Source organism: Micromonospora sp. NPDC005298 (genome assembly GCF_040607375.1).
GTDB lineage: Bacteria > Actinomycetota > Actinomycetes > Mycobacteriales > Micromonosporaceae > Micromonospora.
Window position 1 is genome coordinate 1 of record NZ_JBEXGP010000030.1, and the last position, 16,364, is coordinate 16,364.

Sequence of the window (16,364 nt, forward strand, 5' to 3'; positions counted from 1 at the left end):
GGGGGGCGCGTGACTGGGGGGGGGTGGGGGGCTCGTCCCCACCCCCCCCCGCGCCTCGCCTCAGCGCAGCGCGGGCTCCGCCGTGACCGGGGCGTCCCAGTCGATGACATGCCGCTGTTCGTCGGCGACGGTCTTCTCCGGGTCCATGGCCGTGCGCACCAGCAGCGGCATGAGCAGTGGCATCAGCGTCCGGGCGACCGGCCCGGGTGCCTTGGCGTGGTTGATCCGCGCCGCCCGGGCGGCGATCTTCTCGACCCGGGCGCGGCGCAGCCGCACGTACGCGGCAAACGCCGACTCCACGTCGGGCAGGTCACGCAGACAGCGGGCGAGCTGCACCCCGCTCTCGATGGCCAGCGACGCGCCCTGCCCGGAGCTGTTCGACGGCGCGTGCACGGCGTCGCCGACCAGCACCATCCGCCCCCGGTGCCAGTGCGGGACCGGCGGCATGATCTGCAACGAGCCGACCGCCTGGAGTTCGTCGGCCGTGCTGGTCGCCATCAACTGCCGGCCCGGATCGTCGTCGCCGTAGCTGGCGCGCAGCGTCTCCAGCCACTCGTCGGCCGGTACGGCCCGGGCCTCGACGAGGCTCATCGGCCGCTGCTGGGGCAGGTTGGCCCCCCACCGGGTGCCGCCGCCGGGCTCCGGCCAGTACAGGTAGTAGCCGCGTCGCCCGAACGCGAACGTCATCGTGCCCGGCTCGACGTCCACCTCGTGCCGGGCGACAGCCTCGAAGCTGAGCAGGCCGGTGAACCGGGGGCCGGGTGCGGACGGGTCGATGAGCCCGCGGACCGTGGACCGGATGCCGTCCGCGCCGACGAGGATGTCGGCGGAGGCGGTGCTGCCGTCCTCGAAACGGGCGGTCACCCCGCTGTCGGTCTGCTCGGCGCCGATCAGCCGGCTGCCGTACACGAAGGAGACGCCCTCGGCGCTCGCCCGGTCGTGCAGGACGCGGTGCAGGTCGGCCCGGTGCACCACCCGCAGCGGCGGTACTCCGGTCAGCGTGGGCAGGGCGATGCGCCGATTCCCGACGGCCATGGCGCTGCGGTGGATGGGGGTGGCGATCGCCGTCACCGCCTCGTGCGCGCCGACCGCGCGCAGGGCCGCCACGCCGTTGGGCGCGAGCGCGAGGGTGCCGCCGATGCCGCCGGCCCCGCTGGCGGTGGCCGGGTACGCCTCGTGGACGGTGGCGGTGATGCCGGCGCGGGTCAGCGCCAGCGCGGTCACCGGTCCGGCGATACCGCCGCCGATGACGATCGCGGTTCGTACCGTGGTCATGCTCTCTCCCTGGGTGTCGTTGTCCGCGCACGGGTGCGCGGACCTGACCTGGGAGGGGAGCCCGGTTATCCTCGTGGTTGCCGCTTCGGGCCGGGCGCCTTCCCAGGTGTCGGTTCGGGGTAAGGGCTCCGGCGGGGTGTTGGCGCACCCCGCCGGAGCCGTCCGTCAGTCGGTGGTGTCGGGGTCGCTGATGGTCCTCTCGGCCAGTTCGGTCAGTTCGGCGGGCATCACGCCGGTCTCGTGGAACGCCCGCCAGGTGTCCAGCCCCGGGTAGCTGCCCGAGGTCAGCTCGGCGAGCAGCCCCCGCAGCCAGGCGGCCTCCGCGTCGCGCATGGCGAGGTCGTACTCCGACTCGACAAGGAACAGCCGGGGGATGTCCCGCAGGTGCGTGTCGAGTGTTCCGCGGTCCTGGTGGATCGCGTCCTCCAGGCGGTCGAGCCGCTGCCGCAGCAGGTCGGTGGCCTCGTCGGGGTGCAGGGCGGCGAGGACGGACAGGCCGGCCCGGAAGCGGGGATGCTCCGGCATCGGCGTGGAGACCAGCTCGCGGGCCCAGTCGACCAGCTCGGCCCGCCCGACGTCGGTGATGCGGTAGACGGTGCGTTCGGGGCGTCGGCCCTCGCGGACGCTCTCCACGGCCTCGATCATGTGGTGTTTGTCCATGTTGCGGATGACCGTGTAGAAGGATCCCCACTTGAACTCCATGTCCTGGTCCTTGCCCCAGGAACGCAGTGCCGTGGCGATCTCGTACGGGTGCATCGGCCGCTGGACCAGGGCGGACAGCACGGCCAGCGCCAGTAGGTTGCCGACCTTGCGCCGTTTGCCCATGGGACACCTCCCGTCTACTCGTTGACGAGTATATGCCAACGAGTATCGGTGCGGCGACCCCGCACCTCCACGGCGGACGCCCGGCCTACGATCACGGGGTGGAGGAAGATATCCGGCGGATCGGGATCATGGGTGGCACCTTCGACCCGATCCACCACGGGCACCTCGTCGCGGCCAGCGAGGTGGCCGACCGGTTCGGCCTGGACGAGGTGGTCTTCGTCCCCACCGGCCAGCCCTGGCAGAAGGCCGACGAGCCGGTCAGCCCCGCCGAGGACCGGTACCTCATGACGGTCATCGCGACCGCCTCCAACCCCCGCTTCCAGGTCAGCCGGGTGGACATCGACCGCAGCGGCCCCACCTACACGGTCGACACCCTGCGCGACCTCCAGGCCGAGTACGGCCCCAAGGTGCAGCTCTTCTTCATCACCGGCGCGGACGCGCTGCAACGCATCCTGTCGTGGAAGGACCTGGACGAGATCTTCGAGCTGGCCCACTTCATCGGGGTGACCCGGCCCGGCTTCCAGCTGACCGACAAGCACCTGCCGGCGGACACGGTCAGCCTGATCCAGGTCCCGGCGATGTCGATCTCGTCGACCGACTGCCGTGCCCGGGTCGCCCGGGGTGAGCCGGTCTGGTACCTGGTGCCCGACGGTGTGGTGCAGTACATCGCCAAGCGGCGCCTCTATCAGCCCTGATCGCGCCCGGTATACACCGGATCGTGCCCCGGACCGACCAGAACTGACAGGTCGAGGCGTCGCCGGGTGTGAGACGCTTGGAGCATCGCACGGTTGATCGAAGGAGAACGGTGACAGTTTCCGAACGCGCTCACGAGCTGGCAATCGCGGCCGCCCAGGCCGCCGCCGACAAGAAGGCGCAGGACATCGCGATCATCGACGTCGGCGACCAGCTCGCCATCACCGACGCGTTCGTGCTCGCCGCCGCCCCCAACGAGCGTCAGGTGCTGGCCATCGTCGACGCCATCGAGGAGCGCCTGCTCGAGCTACCGGAGAAGGCCAAGCCGATCCGCCGCGAGGGCGAGCGTGGTGGCCGCTGGGTGCTGCTCGACTACGTCGACATCGTGGTGCACGTCCAGCACACCGAGGAGCGCGAGTTCTACGCGCTCGACCGGCTCTGGAAGGACTGCCCCACCATCCCGTTCGTCGACCGCGACCTTGTCGAGGCCGACGCCGGCGGGCCCGCCGCAGCCGAATGACCCGACTGATCGTCTGGCGGCACGGCAACACCGACTGGAACGCCGCCAACCGCGTCCAGGGGCAGACCGACGTACCCCTCAACGACCTGGGCCGCGACCAGGCTCGCGCCGCCGCGCCGCTGCTCGCGGCGCTGCGGCCCGACGCCATCGTGTCCAGCGACCTGAGCCGCGCCACGGAGACCGCGGCCGCGCTGGTCGCGCTGACCGGGCTACCGGTACGCACCGACGCCCGGCTCCGCGAGCGGCACTTCGGCCAGTGGCAGGGCCTGCACCTCACCGAGGTCGCCGAGCGCTTCCCCGAGGAGTACGCGCGCTGGCGGGCCGGCGACCCCGATCCGGGCGCGGATCTGGAGCCTCTGCACGACCTCGGCGAGCGGGTCGGCGCGGCGTTGCGGGAGGCGGCCGGCGCGGCACCGGGCGGCACCGTGGTGATCGCCACCCACGGTGGCGGCTCCCGGCAGGGCATCGGCCACCTGCTCGGTTGGGACACCAGCGTGCTGCGCACCATCGGCTCCCTGGCCAACTGCCACTGGAGCGAGCTGCGGCACGACGACCGCGCGCCGGACATCGGACGTCCGCAGGACGTCGGAGGCTGGCAGCTGCGGGCACACAATGTCGGCCTGGTCACCGCCCCGGTGGTCGTCGACGCGATCTGAACGCTTCCGCCTCGGCGTTCGACGCCTCGATCGGCTAGCGTGCCGGGCATGCCCGTCGCGGTTGTCATCGACTCCACCGCCTACCTTCCGCCCGAGCTGGTGCGGGCGCACCGGCTGACCGTCGTCCCGTTGACCGTCGTGCTCAACGGTGCGGAGGGGCTGGAGGGGGTGGAGACCCAGCCGGCCGACGCCACGCTGGCGTTGAGCGCCCGGCGGGTCACCGCCACCACCTCCCGGCCGGCACCCGAGCAGTTCGCCCGCACGTACCGTCGGCTGCTCGACGACGGCGCCGACGGCGTCGTCTCGGTGCACATCTCCGCCGCGCTGTCCGGCACGGTCGAGGCCGCGCGGCTCGCCGCCGCCGCCTTCGACGGCCGCGTCGAGGTCGTCGACAGCCGCTCCACAGGCATGGGCCTCGGCTTCCCGGCCATCGCGGCGGCCACCGCCGCCGAGGCCGGCGCCGACCTGACCGGGGTACGCGACGCCGCGCTGGCCGCCGTCGCCCGGACCACCGTCTGGTTCTACGTCGACACGCTGGAGTTCCTCCGCCGGGGCGGCCGGATCAACGCGGCCGAGGCGCTGCTCGGCACCGCGCTGTCCGTCAAGCCGATCATGCACATGCCGGACGGGGCGATCGTGCTGCGCGAGAAGGTCCGCACCGCCAGCCGGGGTGTGGCCCGGCTCGTCGACCTGGCCCTCGAGGCGGCCGGCGACGACGACGTCGACCTCGGCGTGCACCACCTGGCCGCGCCGCAACGGGCCGAGGCGCTGCTCGCCGCGCTGACCGAGCGGTTCGGTGACCGGCTGCACGACACGTACGTCTCCGAGGCGGGCGCGGTGGTCGCCGCGCACGCCGGCCCGGGGCTGGCCTCGGTGGTCGTCCACCGCAGGCCGGCCGGCTGAGCCGGTGTCCACCTCCTGCGTGGTCACCGGAGGCGGTCGTGGCATCGGACGGGCCGTGGTGCGACGGCTGGTGTCCACCGGGTCCACGGTCGTCGTCGTGGAGCGGGACGCGGACGCCGTCGACTGGCTGGCCGGGCACCCCGCCGCCGACCGGCTCGTTCCGGTGGTCGGCGACGCCGGTGACGAGCGGGTCGCCGAGCACGCCGCCGACCTGGCCGAACGGGCCGCCCCACTGACCGGCTGGGTCAACAACGCGGCGGTGTTCCGTGACGCCGCGCTGCACTCCGCGTCGGCCGACACGATCCTGGACCTGATCGGGCTGAACCTGCGTCCCGCCGTGGTGGGCGCCGCCGTCGCCGTGCGTCGCTTCCGCGCCGCCGGCACCGGCGGCGCGATCGTCAACGTCTCGTCGCACCAGGCCCGCCGGCCCGTGTCCGGCGCCCTGCCGTACGCCACCGCGAAGGCCGCCGTGGAGGGGCTGACCCGGGCGCTGGCCGTCGAATACGGGCGGCACGGCATCCGCGCCAACGCCGTCGCGCTCGGCTCGATCGCCACCGAACGGCACGCGGAGTTCCTCGCCGCCCAGGACCCCTCCCAGGCCGAGTGGATCGACGCCGAACTCAACCGGCTGCACCCGGTGGGCCGGATCGGGCGGACCGACGAGGTGGCGGAGGCCGTCGCGTACCTGCTGTCGCCGGCCGCGAGCTTCGTCAACGGCGTCATCCTGCCGGTGGACGGGGGACGGGCCGTTCTCGGCCTCGACCCGGAGGCCCGCTGACCCCGCCCCGCTAGCACAACGAGGCATGATCAGGGCGTTGTCCACAGTGGCGCTGTCGTCCACAGGACGCAGGTCTGCGCGCCCCGACGCGCCGTCCGCCGCCATAGCGTCGGGCCGTGTCGCACGACGAGGAGACAGAGGTACGCCAGCGGCTTCGCCGGCTGACGTCCCCACCGGTTGCCGTGCCGTCGCCCCGGGCCGCGGTGCTGTCGCCCCGGGCCGAGGCGCCGTCCCCACCGGTTGCCGTGCTGTCGCCCCGGGCCGAGGTGCCGTTCGCGGGCGTAGCGCCTGTCGACGTGCCGTCCGTCGAACCGGACGCGGGCGCGGGCGCGGCCCGGCTCGCGTCGCGGCTGCCCGGGCCCGGGGCGTTCGATCCGGGGCGGCGCGGGGTGCGGGCACTGGCAGTCGTCGCCGTGGTGGTGGTGCTGGCCGCGGCCGGTTGGGCCTGGCGCTCCCGGCCGCACGCCGAGCCGGTCGCCCCGCTGACCGACGCGGTCACGTCGACCGCCGAGGTGGTGGCCCCCGGCGCGGCCGAGCCGAGCGTCCCCGGCGCGTCCAGCACGGGTGAGGTGGTGGTGGCTGTCGCCGGCAAGGTCCGCAGACCCGGGCTGGTGCGACTGCCGGCTGGGTCGCGGCTCGCCGACGCGGTGCAGGCGGCCGGTGGTGCCCTGCCCGGCGTCGACGTGGCGCTGCTCAATCCCGCCCGCAGGGTCACCGATGGCGAGCTGATCGTCGTCGGGGTGACGCCACCGCCGGTGCCGGGCGGCGCGGCGGGCCCGGCGGCGGGCGGGGCGCCGACGGCCGCCGGGCCGCTGAACCTCAACACCGCCACCCTCGCCCAGCTCGACGCGCTGCCCGGGGTGGGCCCGGTGCTCGCCCAGCGCATCCTCACCCACCGCGAGCAGCACGGCGGGTTCAAGGCCGTCGGCGACCTGCGCCAGGTCGACGGGATCGGGGACGCCCGCTACGAGCAGCTGAAGGACCTGGTGACGGTGTGAACGACTCCGTCGCGCCAGCACCAGGAACCGAGGCCGAGCCCACGCCGCCGGACCTGCGGCTGGCCGGGCTGGCGGTGGGCGCCTGGCTCACCGCGCTCGCCGGCCTGCACGTCGGCACCCGCCCGCTGGTGGTGGTCACCGGGGCGGTGGCGACCGTGACGGCAGCGGGCGTCCTGCACCTGCTCGGCCGCTGCGGCCGGCCCCGGGCCGTGGTACGCCGCCACGGCTGGATCGTCGTCGCGGTCGGCCTCGGCGTGGTCTGCGGCGGGGCGGCCACCGCGGCCCGGCTCGCCGTACGGGACGCGCCGCCGATCCGCGCGCTGGCCGAGCAGCGCGCTCCGGTCAGCGCCGACCTGGTGGTCCGGGACGACCCGCGTCCGATCCGGAGCGCGGGCCGTCCCGGCATGCTGCTGGTGTCGACGGACCTGGTCCGGCTCACCGGTCCGGAGGGCCGACGGATCCACGCGCCGGTGCGGCTGCTCGTCCTGGCCACCGACCCGGCATGGCGGGGCCTGCTACCCGGGCAGCGCCTCACCGCCGAGGGGCGCCTCGGCGTTCCACGCGGTGGTGACCTGACCGGTGCGGTGCTCAGCACCAACGGCCCGCCCACCCGGCACGGGTCGCCGTCCTGGGCGCAACGCGCCGCCGGGACGCTCCGCGCCGGCCTGCAACGGGCCTGCACGCCGCTGCCCGACGACCCGGGCGGGCTGCTACCGGGGCTGGTCGTGGGGGACACCAGCCGGTTGCCGCCCGCCGTCGAAGAGGACTTCCGGGCCACCGGCATGACACACCTCAATGCCGTCTCGGGCAGCAACGTGGCGATTGTCGTGGGGGCGGTGCTGTTGCTGGCCCGCTGGACGCGCGCCGGTCCGTGGCTCGCCACCGGCCTCTGCGGGGTGGCGCTTGTCGGCTTCGTCATCCTGGTCCGCCCGTCGCCGAGTGTCGTACGGGCCGCCACGATGGGCGCGATCGGGCTCGCCGCGCTCGCCGCCGGTCGTCCCCGGGCCGCACTGCCCGCGCTGGCCGCGGCGATCACCGTGCTGGTCCTCGCCGACCCGGAGTTGGCGGGCGATGCCGGGTTCGCGCTGTCCGTGCTTGCCACCGGCGGCCTGCTGCTGCTCGCGCCGCGCTGGCGTGACGGGCTGCGCCGGCGCGGCGTTCCGCCGGGCCTGGCCGAGGCGCTGTCCGTGCCGGCGGCGGCGCAGCTGGCCTGCGGGCCTGTCGTCGCGGGCATCTCCGGCACCGTCAGCCTGGTGGCCGTACCGGCGAACCTGTTGGCGGTGCCGGCCATCGCGCCGGCGACCATTCTCGGCGTGGTGGCGGCGACGGTGTCGCCGCTGTGGCCGGCCGGCGCCGAGTTCGCCGCGTGGCTGGCGAGCTGGCCGGCGTGGTGGCTGGTCGTCATCGCCCGCCACGGTTCCCGGCTGCCGGGCGGCACCCTGCCCTGGCCGGGCGGAGCGTCGGGAGCCCTGCTGCTGGCCGCGTTGACCGTCGCGTTGCTGGTCGCGGTGCGCCGACGCCCCGTACGACGACTGGTGGCGGTGATCGGCGTCGCCGGGGTGCTGGGTGCCCTTCCGGTGCGGCTGGTTGCTGCCGGCTGGCCGCCGCCGGGCTGGGTGGTGGTGGCCTGCGCGGTGGGGCAGGGCGACGCCCTGGTCCTGTCCGTCGCGCCCGGACGGGCGGTGGTGGTGGACGCCGGACCGGAGCCGGGAGCGGTGGACGCCTGCCTGCGTCGGCTCGGCGTACGGGAGGTGCCGCTGCTGGTGGTCAGCCACTTCCACGCCGACCACGCGGGTGGGGTGGCCGGAGTGTTCCGGGGGCGGAGGGTGGGGGCCGTGCTGACTCCACCCTCGACGGATCCGGAGAGCGGTCGCGAGCTGGTCGTCCGGGAGGCTGCCGGTGGTCGGGCGGCGCTGCTGAGCACCGTGGCCGGTGCCCGCCATCCGGTCGGTGCCGTCGACCTGCTGGTGCTCGGCCCGCCGTACCCGCTCGCCGGCACCAGATCCGACCCGAACAACAACTCGCTGATGCTGCGTGCCACGGTCGCCGGGGTGCGGATCCTGCTGCCCGGCGACGCGGAGACCGAGGAGCAGCACGCGGTGCTGGCTCGGACGGCCCCCGGGCAGTTGCGGGCGGAGGTGTTGAAAGTCGCCCACCACGGTTCGGCGTACCAGGATCCGGGGTTCCTCGACGCCGTCCGTCCGGCCGTCGCGCTGGTGCCGGTCGGTGCCGGCAACACGTACGGGCATCCGAACCCGGGGCTGCTCGCCCGGCTGGGCAGGGGCGGCGCCCGGGTGCTGCGGACCGACACCGACGGTGACCTGGCGGTGATCCGCACCGGCTCCGGCCTGGGGGTGGCCCGCCGAGGGGTGCCGGCAGGGCGTCGGTCGTGAGCGGACCGTGGTTCCCGGTGGAAATTGCACGGCAGGGCCGGAAAGAACAGCACTATTGCCAATTAGATGGTGAATTACGGTGAATGTCTGGATTTGCACTGTGTGCGGGCTGCGCCGACTGAGCGCCGGATGAGCAGGCCCGATCGCGCCGTGGGGCGTGCGAACATGGGCGGCGTGACCCCCGCCAGCCTCGCCCCCATTCTGCTCGTCCTCGGCGACGAGGAGCTGCTCGCCACGCGCGCGGTCACCGAAGCTGTCGCGAAGGCCCGTGCCGTCGACCCCGAGGTGGACGTCCGCGAGTACCAGGCGAGCGCGCTCACCGTCGGCGAGATCGCCGAGATGCTCAGCCCGTCGCTGTTCGGCGGACGGCGGCTGCTGATCCTGCGCTCCGGTCAGGACGCCCGCAAGGACCTGGTCGCCGCCCTGCTGGCGTACGCGAAGAACCCCGACCCGGACGTGCAACTGCTGGTGCTGCACCTGGGCGCGGCCAAGGGCAAGGCGTTCGCCGACGGACTGCGGTCGGCCGGCGCGACGATCGTCCCGGCGGCCAAGCTCAAGGGGCACCGCGACCGGGTCGCCTTCGTCCGCGACGAGATCCGCCGGGCCGGCGGCCGGTGCGCCGACGACGCCGCCGAGGCGCTCATCGCGGCCGTCGGCAATGACCTGCGCGAACTGGCCGCCGCCTGCTCCCAACTAATCGCCGACACCGACGGGCGGATCAGCGCCGACACGGTCTCCCGCTACTACCGGGGTCGGGTCGAGGTGACCGGCTTCACGGTGGCGGACGCCACAATGGTCGGCGACGTGCCGGCAGCCCTGGAGGCGCTGCGGTGGGCCCTGCACGTCGGCGTCGACCCGGTGCCCATCGCCGACGCCCTGGCCGACGGGGTGCGGACGGTGGCGCGGGTGGCGTCGGCCGGGCGGGGCAACGCGTACCAGCTCGCCAGCAGCCTCGGAATGCCTGCGTGGAAGATCGAGCGCGCGCAGCGGCAGGGACGCGGCTGGACGCCCGAGGGCCTGGTCCGGGCCATGCAGGTCGCCGCCGAATGCAACGCGGCGGTCAAGGGCGGCTCCGACGACCGGGCGTACGCCCTGGAGCGTGCCGTCTTCTCGGTCGCGGCGGCCCGGCAGGGCAGCATCCGGTGACGGGGCCGAACCGTACGGCGTGGGCCACCATCCCCGCCGAGGAGGAGCGGTACCGGCCGCTGTACGCCAGACTCCTCGGCCTGCGGTTCGTCAACCCTGGGGGCGTGCTCTGCTTTCTCTTCTTCGAGGGCACCATCGCGCTGGCGGTGCTGCTGGCCCTCGCCGAGCTGGTCACCTGGTGGTCGGTGCTGGTGCTGCCCGCCGTGGTGGCGGCGATGGTCAAGCTCAACGACATGGTGGCCGCGACGGTCGTCCGTTCCGCCGCGCTCGTGCCCGAGCAGGAGCGGGACCGTTTCCGCAGGCAGATGGAGCCGGTCGTCGGTCGGGCCCGGGTCGAGTGGGTCAGGCACAGCGTGCCCGGGGTCGTCGTGACGATGGACGCGTCGGCCGCGCAATCCCACGCGCCGCAGAGCCCACCCACCCCCGGGTCGCAGTAGACCCTGGAGGGCAACCGCCCCTGCGGGGGGTACGGTCCCACGATCGCCGCCGAGTGCACCACGGGCCGCAGATATGCGGAAGCCCCGGACCGGAGTCCGGGGCTTTCCGAATTCAGTCTGACAGCGAGCGTCAGGCGGAGAGCGCAACCACGCGCTTGGCGATCGCGGACTTGCGGTTCGCGGCCTGGTTGGAGTGGATGACGCCCTTGCTGACGGCCTTGTCCAGCTTGCGCGAGGCCTCCTGCATCAGCGCGGTGGCCTTCTCGACGTCACCGGCCTCGGCGGCCTCGTTGAACTTCCGGACGGCGGTCTTCAGCGACGACTTGACCGACTTGTTGCGCAGCCGGGCCTTCTCGTTCTGCCGGTTGCGCTTGATCTGGGACTTGATGTTCGCCACGCGACAGCCTCGTCTTGATAGCTCGGGTTGGTCAGCTTAAGTGCGCGGGATGACGAACAGGCGTCAACGCTGCGCGAAGAGCCAGGTTACCAGGTCGCCCGGGACGAGCCAAAACGGCTCGACCACCGAGCGGCCGACCCCGGCTCGCCGGGCACCACGATACGCCCTCGGGCCTGCCGGTTGTGTCACCGCCAGCCCTGACGGCGGGCGAGCCAGTCGAGCGCCTGCCCGCCGCTGCGTCTCCGGTGCGCCGTCAGGTGCGGGGAGACCGTCGGCGGTGCCGCGTCCGCCCCGGTGAGGTAGTAGCCGGCCAGCGCGGCCAGGGTGACGTCCAGCGCGTCCGGGGGCGCGTCGGCGGTGCTCGGGTGCGTGGCGAAGAGCCGGTCGGTGTCCAGCCCGTCGGCGTACGCGGTGAGCAGCAACCCGGCCAGGTCGAACCAGGCCGGCCCGGCACACACCCACGTCCAGTCGCAGAACCAGGCCCGGCCGTCCCCGTCGACGAGGACGTTGTCGACCCGCAGGTCGCCGTGGATCAGGCCGGTCGACCCGGCGGCGTACCGGGGAAGGCGGGACTCCAGCTCCACCAGGTCGGGCAGCCGGTCCCGCACGGCCAGGGGCAGCGCCGGGGCGGGCTCCCGGCCGGCGGCGACCTCCTCCCACCACAGGATGTCCGAGCGGGCCAGGTCGGCGAGGTGCGGCAGGCCGAGCACCGTCAGCCCGGCCGGCGGGTCGGCGAGCGCGGCGGCGACCTCGGCGTACCCGGCGAGCGTGGCCTCCAGTTCGGTCGGCGTCCACGGCCGGTGTGGGGTGTGCCCGTCGACCGCGTCGGTGCCGAGCACGAACCAGCCGGCCTCGTACAGCGTCCACCGCAGGCGGGGCGCGGGCAGGCCCACCGGCAGCCGGTCGAGGATCGCGGCCTCCCGGGCGTACGAGTCGGCCAGGTGTGCCTGCCCCGCGCTGGCCGCCGCCTTGACGAAGACCCGGCCTCCCTCGGCGGTGTCGAGCACGGCGGCGAAACCCCCGGTGAAGCCGGCGGAGGCGACCCGGGCGGCGACCACCGGCGAGCCGAGGCGACCGGTGATCGCGTGCCGCAGCGCCGCGGGCAGCGCCGACCACGACGGGCGCGGCGCGCCCGCATGGTGCGCGGACGGCGGGGAGGACACCCCACCATGCTGCCCCGGGGTACGTGCGCGGCGCGCGGCGACACTGCCAGACTGCCAAGTCATGAGGACCGAGGACTTCTGGCAGCTGATCGACCAGGCGCGGGCCGGGGGCGGGGGAGAGCCCGGCCCGGTGGCCGCGCGGGCCGTCGCGCTGCTCGCCGAGCGTGACCCGGAGGACATCGTCGGGTACGCCCGGCACCAGACGCGGGTGCTGGCCGCCTCGCACAAGGCGGATCTGTGGGGCGCCGCATACCTGATCAACGGCGGTGCCTCGGCGGAAGGGTTCGAGCACTTCCGGGGCTGGCTGATGGCCCAGGGCCGGGCCGTATTCGCCTCCGCGGTCGCCGACCCGGACTCGCTCGCCGAGTTGCCGCAGGTGCGGGCGGCCTCGCTCAGCGGGGAGGAGTTCTCGGCCGAGCAGATGCTGTCGGTGCCCTGGGACGCGTACCGCAAGGCCACCGCTACCGAGTTGCCGGCGGACCGCGACCCGGTGCGGACCCCCGACCTCAACGACTTCTGGGACTTCGACGACGAGGAGGAGGCCCGCCGGAGGCTGCCCCGACTGGCCGCGCTCTTCGTCGAGCCGCCGCTGGAGTGAGGGTTCCTCGGGCCGATCCGTCGCCCGCGCAGCGGGGGTGCCCCGGCGGCGTGGGAACATGGAGGGGGTCGGCGGCGCGCCGGCCTGTTCACGTCAGCCGACCAGAACGGACCGCTGTGCCACCGAAGCTCGATCCCGGCGCGAACGCCCCTGGTGCCACCGACCCCGGTCGCATCCGGAACTTCGGCATCATCGCCCACATCGACCACGGGAAGTCGACCCTGGCCGACCGGATGTTGCAGCTCACCGGAGTGGTCGACCCGCGGCAGATGCGCGCCCAGTACCTGGACCGGATGGACATCGAGCGCGAGCGCGGCATCACCATCAAGAGCCAGGCCGTCCGCATGCCGTGGACCATCGCCGAGGGTGAGCGGGCCGGTGAGCACGCCGTCCTCAACATGATCGACACCCCGGGGCACGTGGACTTCACCTACGAGGTGTCCCGGTCGCTGGCCGCCTGCGAGGGCGCCGTGCTGCTTGTCGACGCCGCGCAGGGCATCGAGGCGCAGACCCTCGCCAACCTCTACCTGGCCCTCGAGAACGACCTGCGCATCATCCCGGTGCTCAACAAGATCGACCTGCCGGCCGCGCAGCCGGAGAAGTACGCCGAGGAGTTGGCTCACCTCATCGGCGGCGACCCGGCGGACTGCATCCGGGTCTCCGGCAAGACCGGCGAGGGGGTGCCGCACCTGCTCGACGAGATCGTCCGGCAGTTCATCCCGCCGGTCGGCGACGCCGAGGCGCCCGCCCGGGCGATGATCTTCGACTCGGTGTACGACGTGTACCGAGGCGTCGTCACGTACGTCCGGGTCATCGACGGGCGGATCAGCGCCCGCGAGCGGATCAAGATGATGTCCACCGGAGCGGTGCACGAGCTGCTGGAGATCGGCGTCATCTCACCCGAGATGGTCAAGGCCGACGCGCTCGGCGTCGGCGAGGTCGGCTACCTGATCACCGGCGTGAAGGACGTCCGCCAGTCCCGGGTCGGTGACACGGTCACCATCAACAGCCGGCCGGCCGCCGAGGCGCTGGGTGGCTACAAGGACCCGAAGCCGATGGTCTACTCCGGCCTCTATCCGATCGACGGGTCCGACTACCCCAACCTGCGTGAGGCTCTGGACAAGCTCAAGCTCAACGACGCCGCCCTGGACTACGAGCCGGAGACCTCGGGGGCGCTCGGCTTCGGTTTCCGCTGCGGCTTCCTCGGCCTGCTGCACCTGGAGATCATCCGGGAGCGCCTGGAGCGCGAGTACAACCTCGACCTCATCTCCACCGCACCCAACGTGGTCTACCGGGCCATCCAGGACGACGGCGTCGAGATCGTCGTGACGAACCCCAGCGAGTACCCGACCGGCAAGATCGCCGAGGTGTACGAGCCGGTGGTCCGGGCCACCGTGCTGACGCCGAACGACTACGTGGGCGCGGTCATGGAGCTGTGCCAGGGTCGACGCGGCACCCTGCTCGGCATGGACTACCTCTCCGCCGACCGGGTGGAGCTGCGGTACACGCTGCCCCTCGCGGAGATCATCTACGACTTCTTCGACCAGTTGAAGAGCCGTACCAAGGGCTACGCCTCGCTCGACTACGAGCCCTCCGGCGAGCAGGCGTCCGACCTGGTCAAGGTCGACATCCTGCTGCACGGCGAGCCGGTGGACGCGTTCAGCGCGATCGTGCACAAGGACAAGGCGTACAACTACGGCGTCACCATCGCCGCCAAGCTGCGCACCCTGATCCCGCGCCAGCAGTTCGAGGTGCCCATCCAGGCGGCCATCGGCAGCCGGGTCATCGCCCGGGAGACCATCCGGGCGATCCGCAAGGACGTGCTGGCCAAGTGCTACGGCGGTGACATCAGCCGTAAGCGCAAGCTGCTGGAGAAGCAGAAGGAAGGCAAGAAGCGGATGAAGATGGTCGGCCGGGTCGAGGTGCCGCAGGAGGCCTTCATCGCCGCCCTCTCCTCCGACTCCGGTGACGGCAAGGCCGCCGGAAAGAAGTAACCCGCCGGCGCCGGTGCGCCGCACCGGCCACCAGGATCCGCGCACTTTCGGGGACGGACCGCCTGCGCCGAGGCGCCGGTCTCCCCGACGTTGCGCGGATCCTGTCGGTTCCGGCAACGTCCCGCGCACCGGGCCGCCGCGCGGAGGTCGCGCGGTGAAGGTCCCGGGTGCCCGGGTGCCGGTCCCGGGTCCGGGGTGCCCGGGTCCGGGGTGCCCGGGTCCGGGGTGCCCGGGTCCGGGGTGTCGGGCGTGGGGCGCCGGGTCCCGGGTCCCGGGTTCCGGGTTCCGGGTTCCGGGTGCCCGGCGCCGGGTCCCGGTGCGGGTTTCGGGGTGCCGGCGTTCGCCGGCGTCGCCGGGGTGGAGAAATTTTTCGGCTACCGCCCGGGGGTTGGCGGGGCCGGCCAGAAGGCCTCCTACCTGTGTGGATGCGTGTGTCACCAACCGACGCAGCCCTTGGACATCGACGGCTGGCGCTGTCTTTTGCCGTGAGTCGGTTTGGATTTTCGACCCGTCGGGCACTTAGCGGTCACGACAGGAAGCACACACCTCGTGTGTCGGACATCTTTGAAGGAGGGCGACCGTGGAGCTCACCGTGTGGGGCATCATCACTGCGCTCGTTGTTGGTCTCATCGTCGGCGCGCTCGGCCGTCTGGTCGTCCCGGGCCGGCAGAACATGCCCATGTGGCTGCACATGCTGATCGGTGTCGGCGCCGCGCTGCTGGGCACCGTGCTGGCCCGTGCGATCGGCATCGCCACCGAGACCAGCGGCATCGACTGGGGCGAGCTGCTGGTGCAGGTTGTCGTGGCGGCCATCGCGGTCGCGCTGGTGGCCGGCGTGGGTCGCCGCCGCAGCGTCACCCACTGACACCCGCACCACAGGTAACACCGCGACACCTCCGATGGGCGCCCGACCGACAGGTCGGGCGCCCATCGGCGTTCGTACCGCGCGCCGACCTCCCGGAGCCGACGGGAACGGGAGGGCGGCAGGCGAGGACGCGACCCGGCGCGTACACCGCTCATGATCGTGCTGGATCCATGAAGTAGTGGCCTCGGTGGATGGACGAGGCCACTACTTCCGTGTTCGAGCGCGATCTTGGTCGGGGACCGCCCCGGACGGGGGCGAGCGCGAGCGGCCACCCGCGCGCGGGGCAGCGCGGAACCTGCCCAGGTATGCCAACTCGTGATCGTCTGGTGGACAAAGTCGGTTTGGATTTTCCACCGGTCGGGCACTTAGCGGTCACGACAGGAAGCACACACCTCGTGTGTCAGACATTCTTTTGAAGGAGGGCGACCGTGGAGCTCACCGTGTGGGGCATCATCACTGCGCTCGTTGTTGGTCTCATCGTCGGCGCGCTCGGCCGTCTGGTCGTCCCGGGCCGGCAGAACATGCCGATCTGGCTGCACCTGCTGATCGGCGTGGGCGCTGCCCTGCTGGGCACGGTGCTGGCGCGGGCGATGGGCATCGCCACCGAGACCAGCGGCATCGACTGGACCGAGCTGCTGGTACAGGTCGTCGTGGCGGCCATCGCGGTCGCGCTGGTGGCCGGTGTGGGTCGGCGTCGCCACGTCACCCGATAACAACCCGGTA

The 16,364-nt window shown here is 73.2% G+C and carries 17 protein-coding genes; 13 read left to right on the forward strand and 4 right to left on the reverse strand.

All coding sequences use genetic code 11. From position 1 onward, the window contains the following. Positions 1-60: 60 nt before the first annotated feature. Both ABZS77_RS27125 and ABZS77_RS27130 read right to left on the reverse strand, forming a co-directional pair. Complete coding sequence (locus ABZS77_RS27125; RefSeq protein WP_354828438.1) at positions 61-1,275, reverse strand: FAD-dependent monooxygenase; 1,215 nt, start codon at positions 1,273-1,275, stop codon at positions 61-63. Between the two features lie 165 nt (positions 1,276-1,440). Further along, the gene (locus ABZS77_RS27130) at positions 1,441-2,100 is read right to left on the reverse strand and encodes a PadR family transcriptional regulator (protein WP_354828440.1); all 660 of its coding nucleotides are present in this window, start codon (positions 2,098-2,100) and stop codon (positions 1,441-1,443) included. A 98-nt stretch (positions 2,101-2,198) separates the two neighbouring features. On the opposite strand from ABZS77_RS27130, the gene nadD reads away from it, so the two are divergent. From nadD to ABZS77_RS27175, 9 genes are all read left to right on the forward strand, one after another. Next, a complete protein-coding gene (gene nadD, locus ABZS77_RS27135) occupies positions 2,199-2,795 on the forward strand; it encodes a nicotinate-nucleotide adenylyltransferase (protein ID WP_354828442.1) in 597 nt (198 codons plus the stop codon). Between the two features lie 110 nt (positions 2,796-2,905). After that, positions 2,906-3,313, forward strand: coding sequence for a ribosome silencing factor (gene rsfS, locus ABZS77_RS27140; RefSeq protein ID WP_354828445.1), 408 nt, complete (start codon positions 2,906-2,908; stop codon positions 3,311-3,313). Beyond that, positions 3,310-3,969: a histidine phosphatase family protein gene (locus ABZS77_RS27145; protein ID WP_354828447.1), complete on the forward strand. Its 660-nt coding sequence runs from the start codon at positions 3,310-3,312 to the stop codon at positions 3,967-3,969. Before rsfS ends, ABZS77_RS27145 begins: the two co-directional genes overlap by 4 nt. Positions 3,970-4,017: 48 nt before the next feature. After that, complete coding sequence (locus ABZS77_RS27150) at positions 4,018-4,872, forward strand: DegV family protein (protein WP_354828450.1); 855 nt, start codon at positions 4,018-4,020, stop codon at positions 4,870-4,872. A gap of 4 nt (positions 4,873-4,876) precedes the next feature. Next, entirely contained in the window at positions 4,877-5,650 is a 774-nt protein-coding gene (locus ABZS77_RS27155; protein WP_354828453.1) for an SDR family oxidoreductase, read from the forward strand. Between the two features lie 116 nt (positions 5,651-5,766). Then, positions 5,767-6,648: a helix-hairpin-helix domain-containing protein gene (locus tag ABZS77_RS27160; protein WP_354828456.1), complete on the forward strand. Its 882-nt coding sequence runs from the start codon at positions 5,767-5,769 to the stop codon at positions 6,646-6,648. Further along, positions 6,645-9,041: a ComEC/Rec2 family competence protein gene (locus ABZS77_RS27165; protein WP_354828459.1), complete on the forward strand. Its 2,397-nt coding sequence runs from the start codon at positions 6,645-6,647 to the stop codon at positions 9,039-9,041. The genes ABZS77_RS27160 and ABZS77_RS27165 overlap by 4 nt, the downstream gene beginning before the upstream one ends. Before the next feature lie 165 nt (positions 9,042-9,206). Next, on the forward strand, positions 9,207-10,187 hold the full coding sequence (gene holA, locus ABZS77_RS27170) for a DNA polymerase III subunit delta (protein ID WP_354828606.1): 981 nt from the start codon (positions 9,207-9,209) through the stop codon (positions 10,185-10,187). Then, positions 10,184-10,624 (forward strand): hypothetical protein, encoded by a 441-nt coding sequence (locus ABZS77_RS27175; protein ID WP_354828462.1) that lies wholly within the window; start codon positions 10,184-10,186, stop codon positions 10,622-10,624. The genes holA and ABZS77_RS27175 overlap by 4 nt, the downstream gene beginning before the upstream one ends. Positions 10,625-10,754: 130 nt before the next feature. Here the strand turns inward: ABZS77_RS27175 and rpsT are convergent, their stop codons facing one another. Both rpsT and ABZS77_RS27185 read right to left on the reverse strand, forming a co-directional pair. Further along, the gene (gene rpsT / locus ABZS77_RS27180) at positions 10,755-11,021 is read right to left on the reverse strand and encodes a 30S ribosomal protein S20 (RefSeq protein ID WP_053656074.1); all 267 of its coding nucleotides are present in this window, start codon (positions 11,019-11,021) and stop codon (positions 10,755-10,757) included. Between the two features lie 185 nt (positions 11,022-11,206). After that, positions 11,207-12,184 (reverse strand): phosphotransferase, encoded by a 978-nt coding sequence (locus ABZS77_RS27185; protein WP_354828464.1) that lies wholly within the window; start codon positions 12,182-12,184, stop codon positions 11,207-11,209. 61 nt (positions 12,185-12,245) lie between these two features. Between ABZS77_RS27185 and ABZS77_RS27190 the strand changes: the two genes are divergently transcribed. From ABZS77_RS27190 to ABZS77_RS27205, 4 genes are all read left to right on the forward strand, one after another. Beyond that, positions 12,246-12,782 (forward strand): DUF4240 domain-containing protein, encoded by a 537-nt coding sequence (locus tag ABZS77_RS27190; RefSeq protein ID WP_354828466.1) that lies wholly within the window; start codon positions 12,246-12,248, stop codon positions 12,780-12,782. A 116-nt stretch (positions 12,783-12,898) separates the two neighbouring features. After that, positions 12,899-14,776, forward strand: coding sequence for a translation elongation factor 4 (gene lepA / locus ABZS77_RS27195; RefSeq protein ID WP_354828469.1), 1,878 nt, complete (start codon positions 12,899-12,901; stop codon positions 14,774-14,776). A 580-nt stretch (positions 14,777-15,356) separates the two neighbouring features. Then, positions 15,357-15,641 carry a GlsB/YeaQ/YmgE family stress response membrane protein gene (locus tag ABZS77_RS27200; RefSeq protein ID WP_354828472.1) on the forward strand — a complete coding sequence of 95 codons (285 nt, stop codon included), beginning with the start codon at positions 15,357-15,359 and terminating at the stop codon, positions 15,639-15,641. Between the two features lie 428 nt (positions 15,642-16,069). Then, a complete protein-coding gene (locus ABZS77_RS27205) occupies positions 16,070-16,354 on the forward strand; it encodes a GlsB/YeaQ/YmgE family stress response membrane protein (protein ID WP_354828474.1) in 285 nt (94 codons plus the stop codon). Positions 16,355-16,364: the final 10 nt, after the last annotated feature.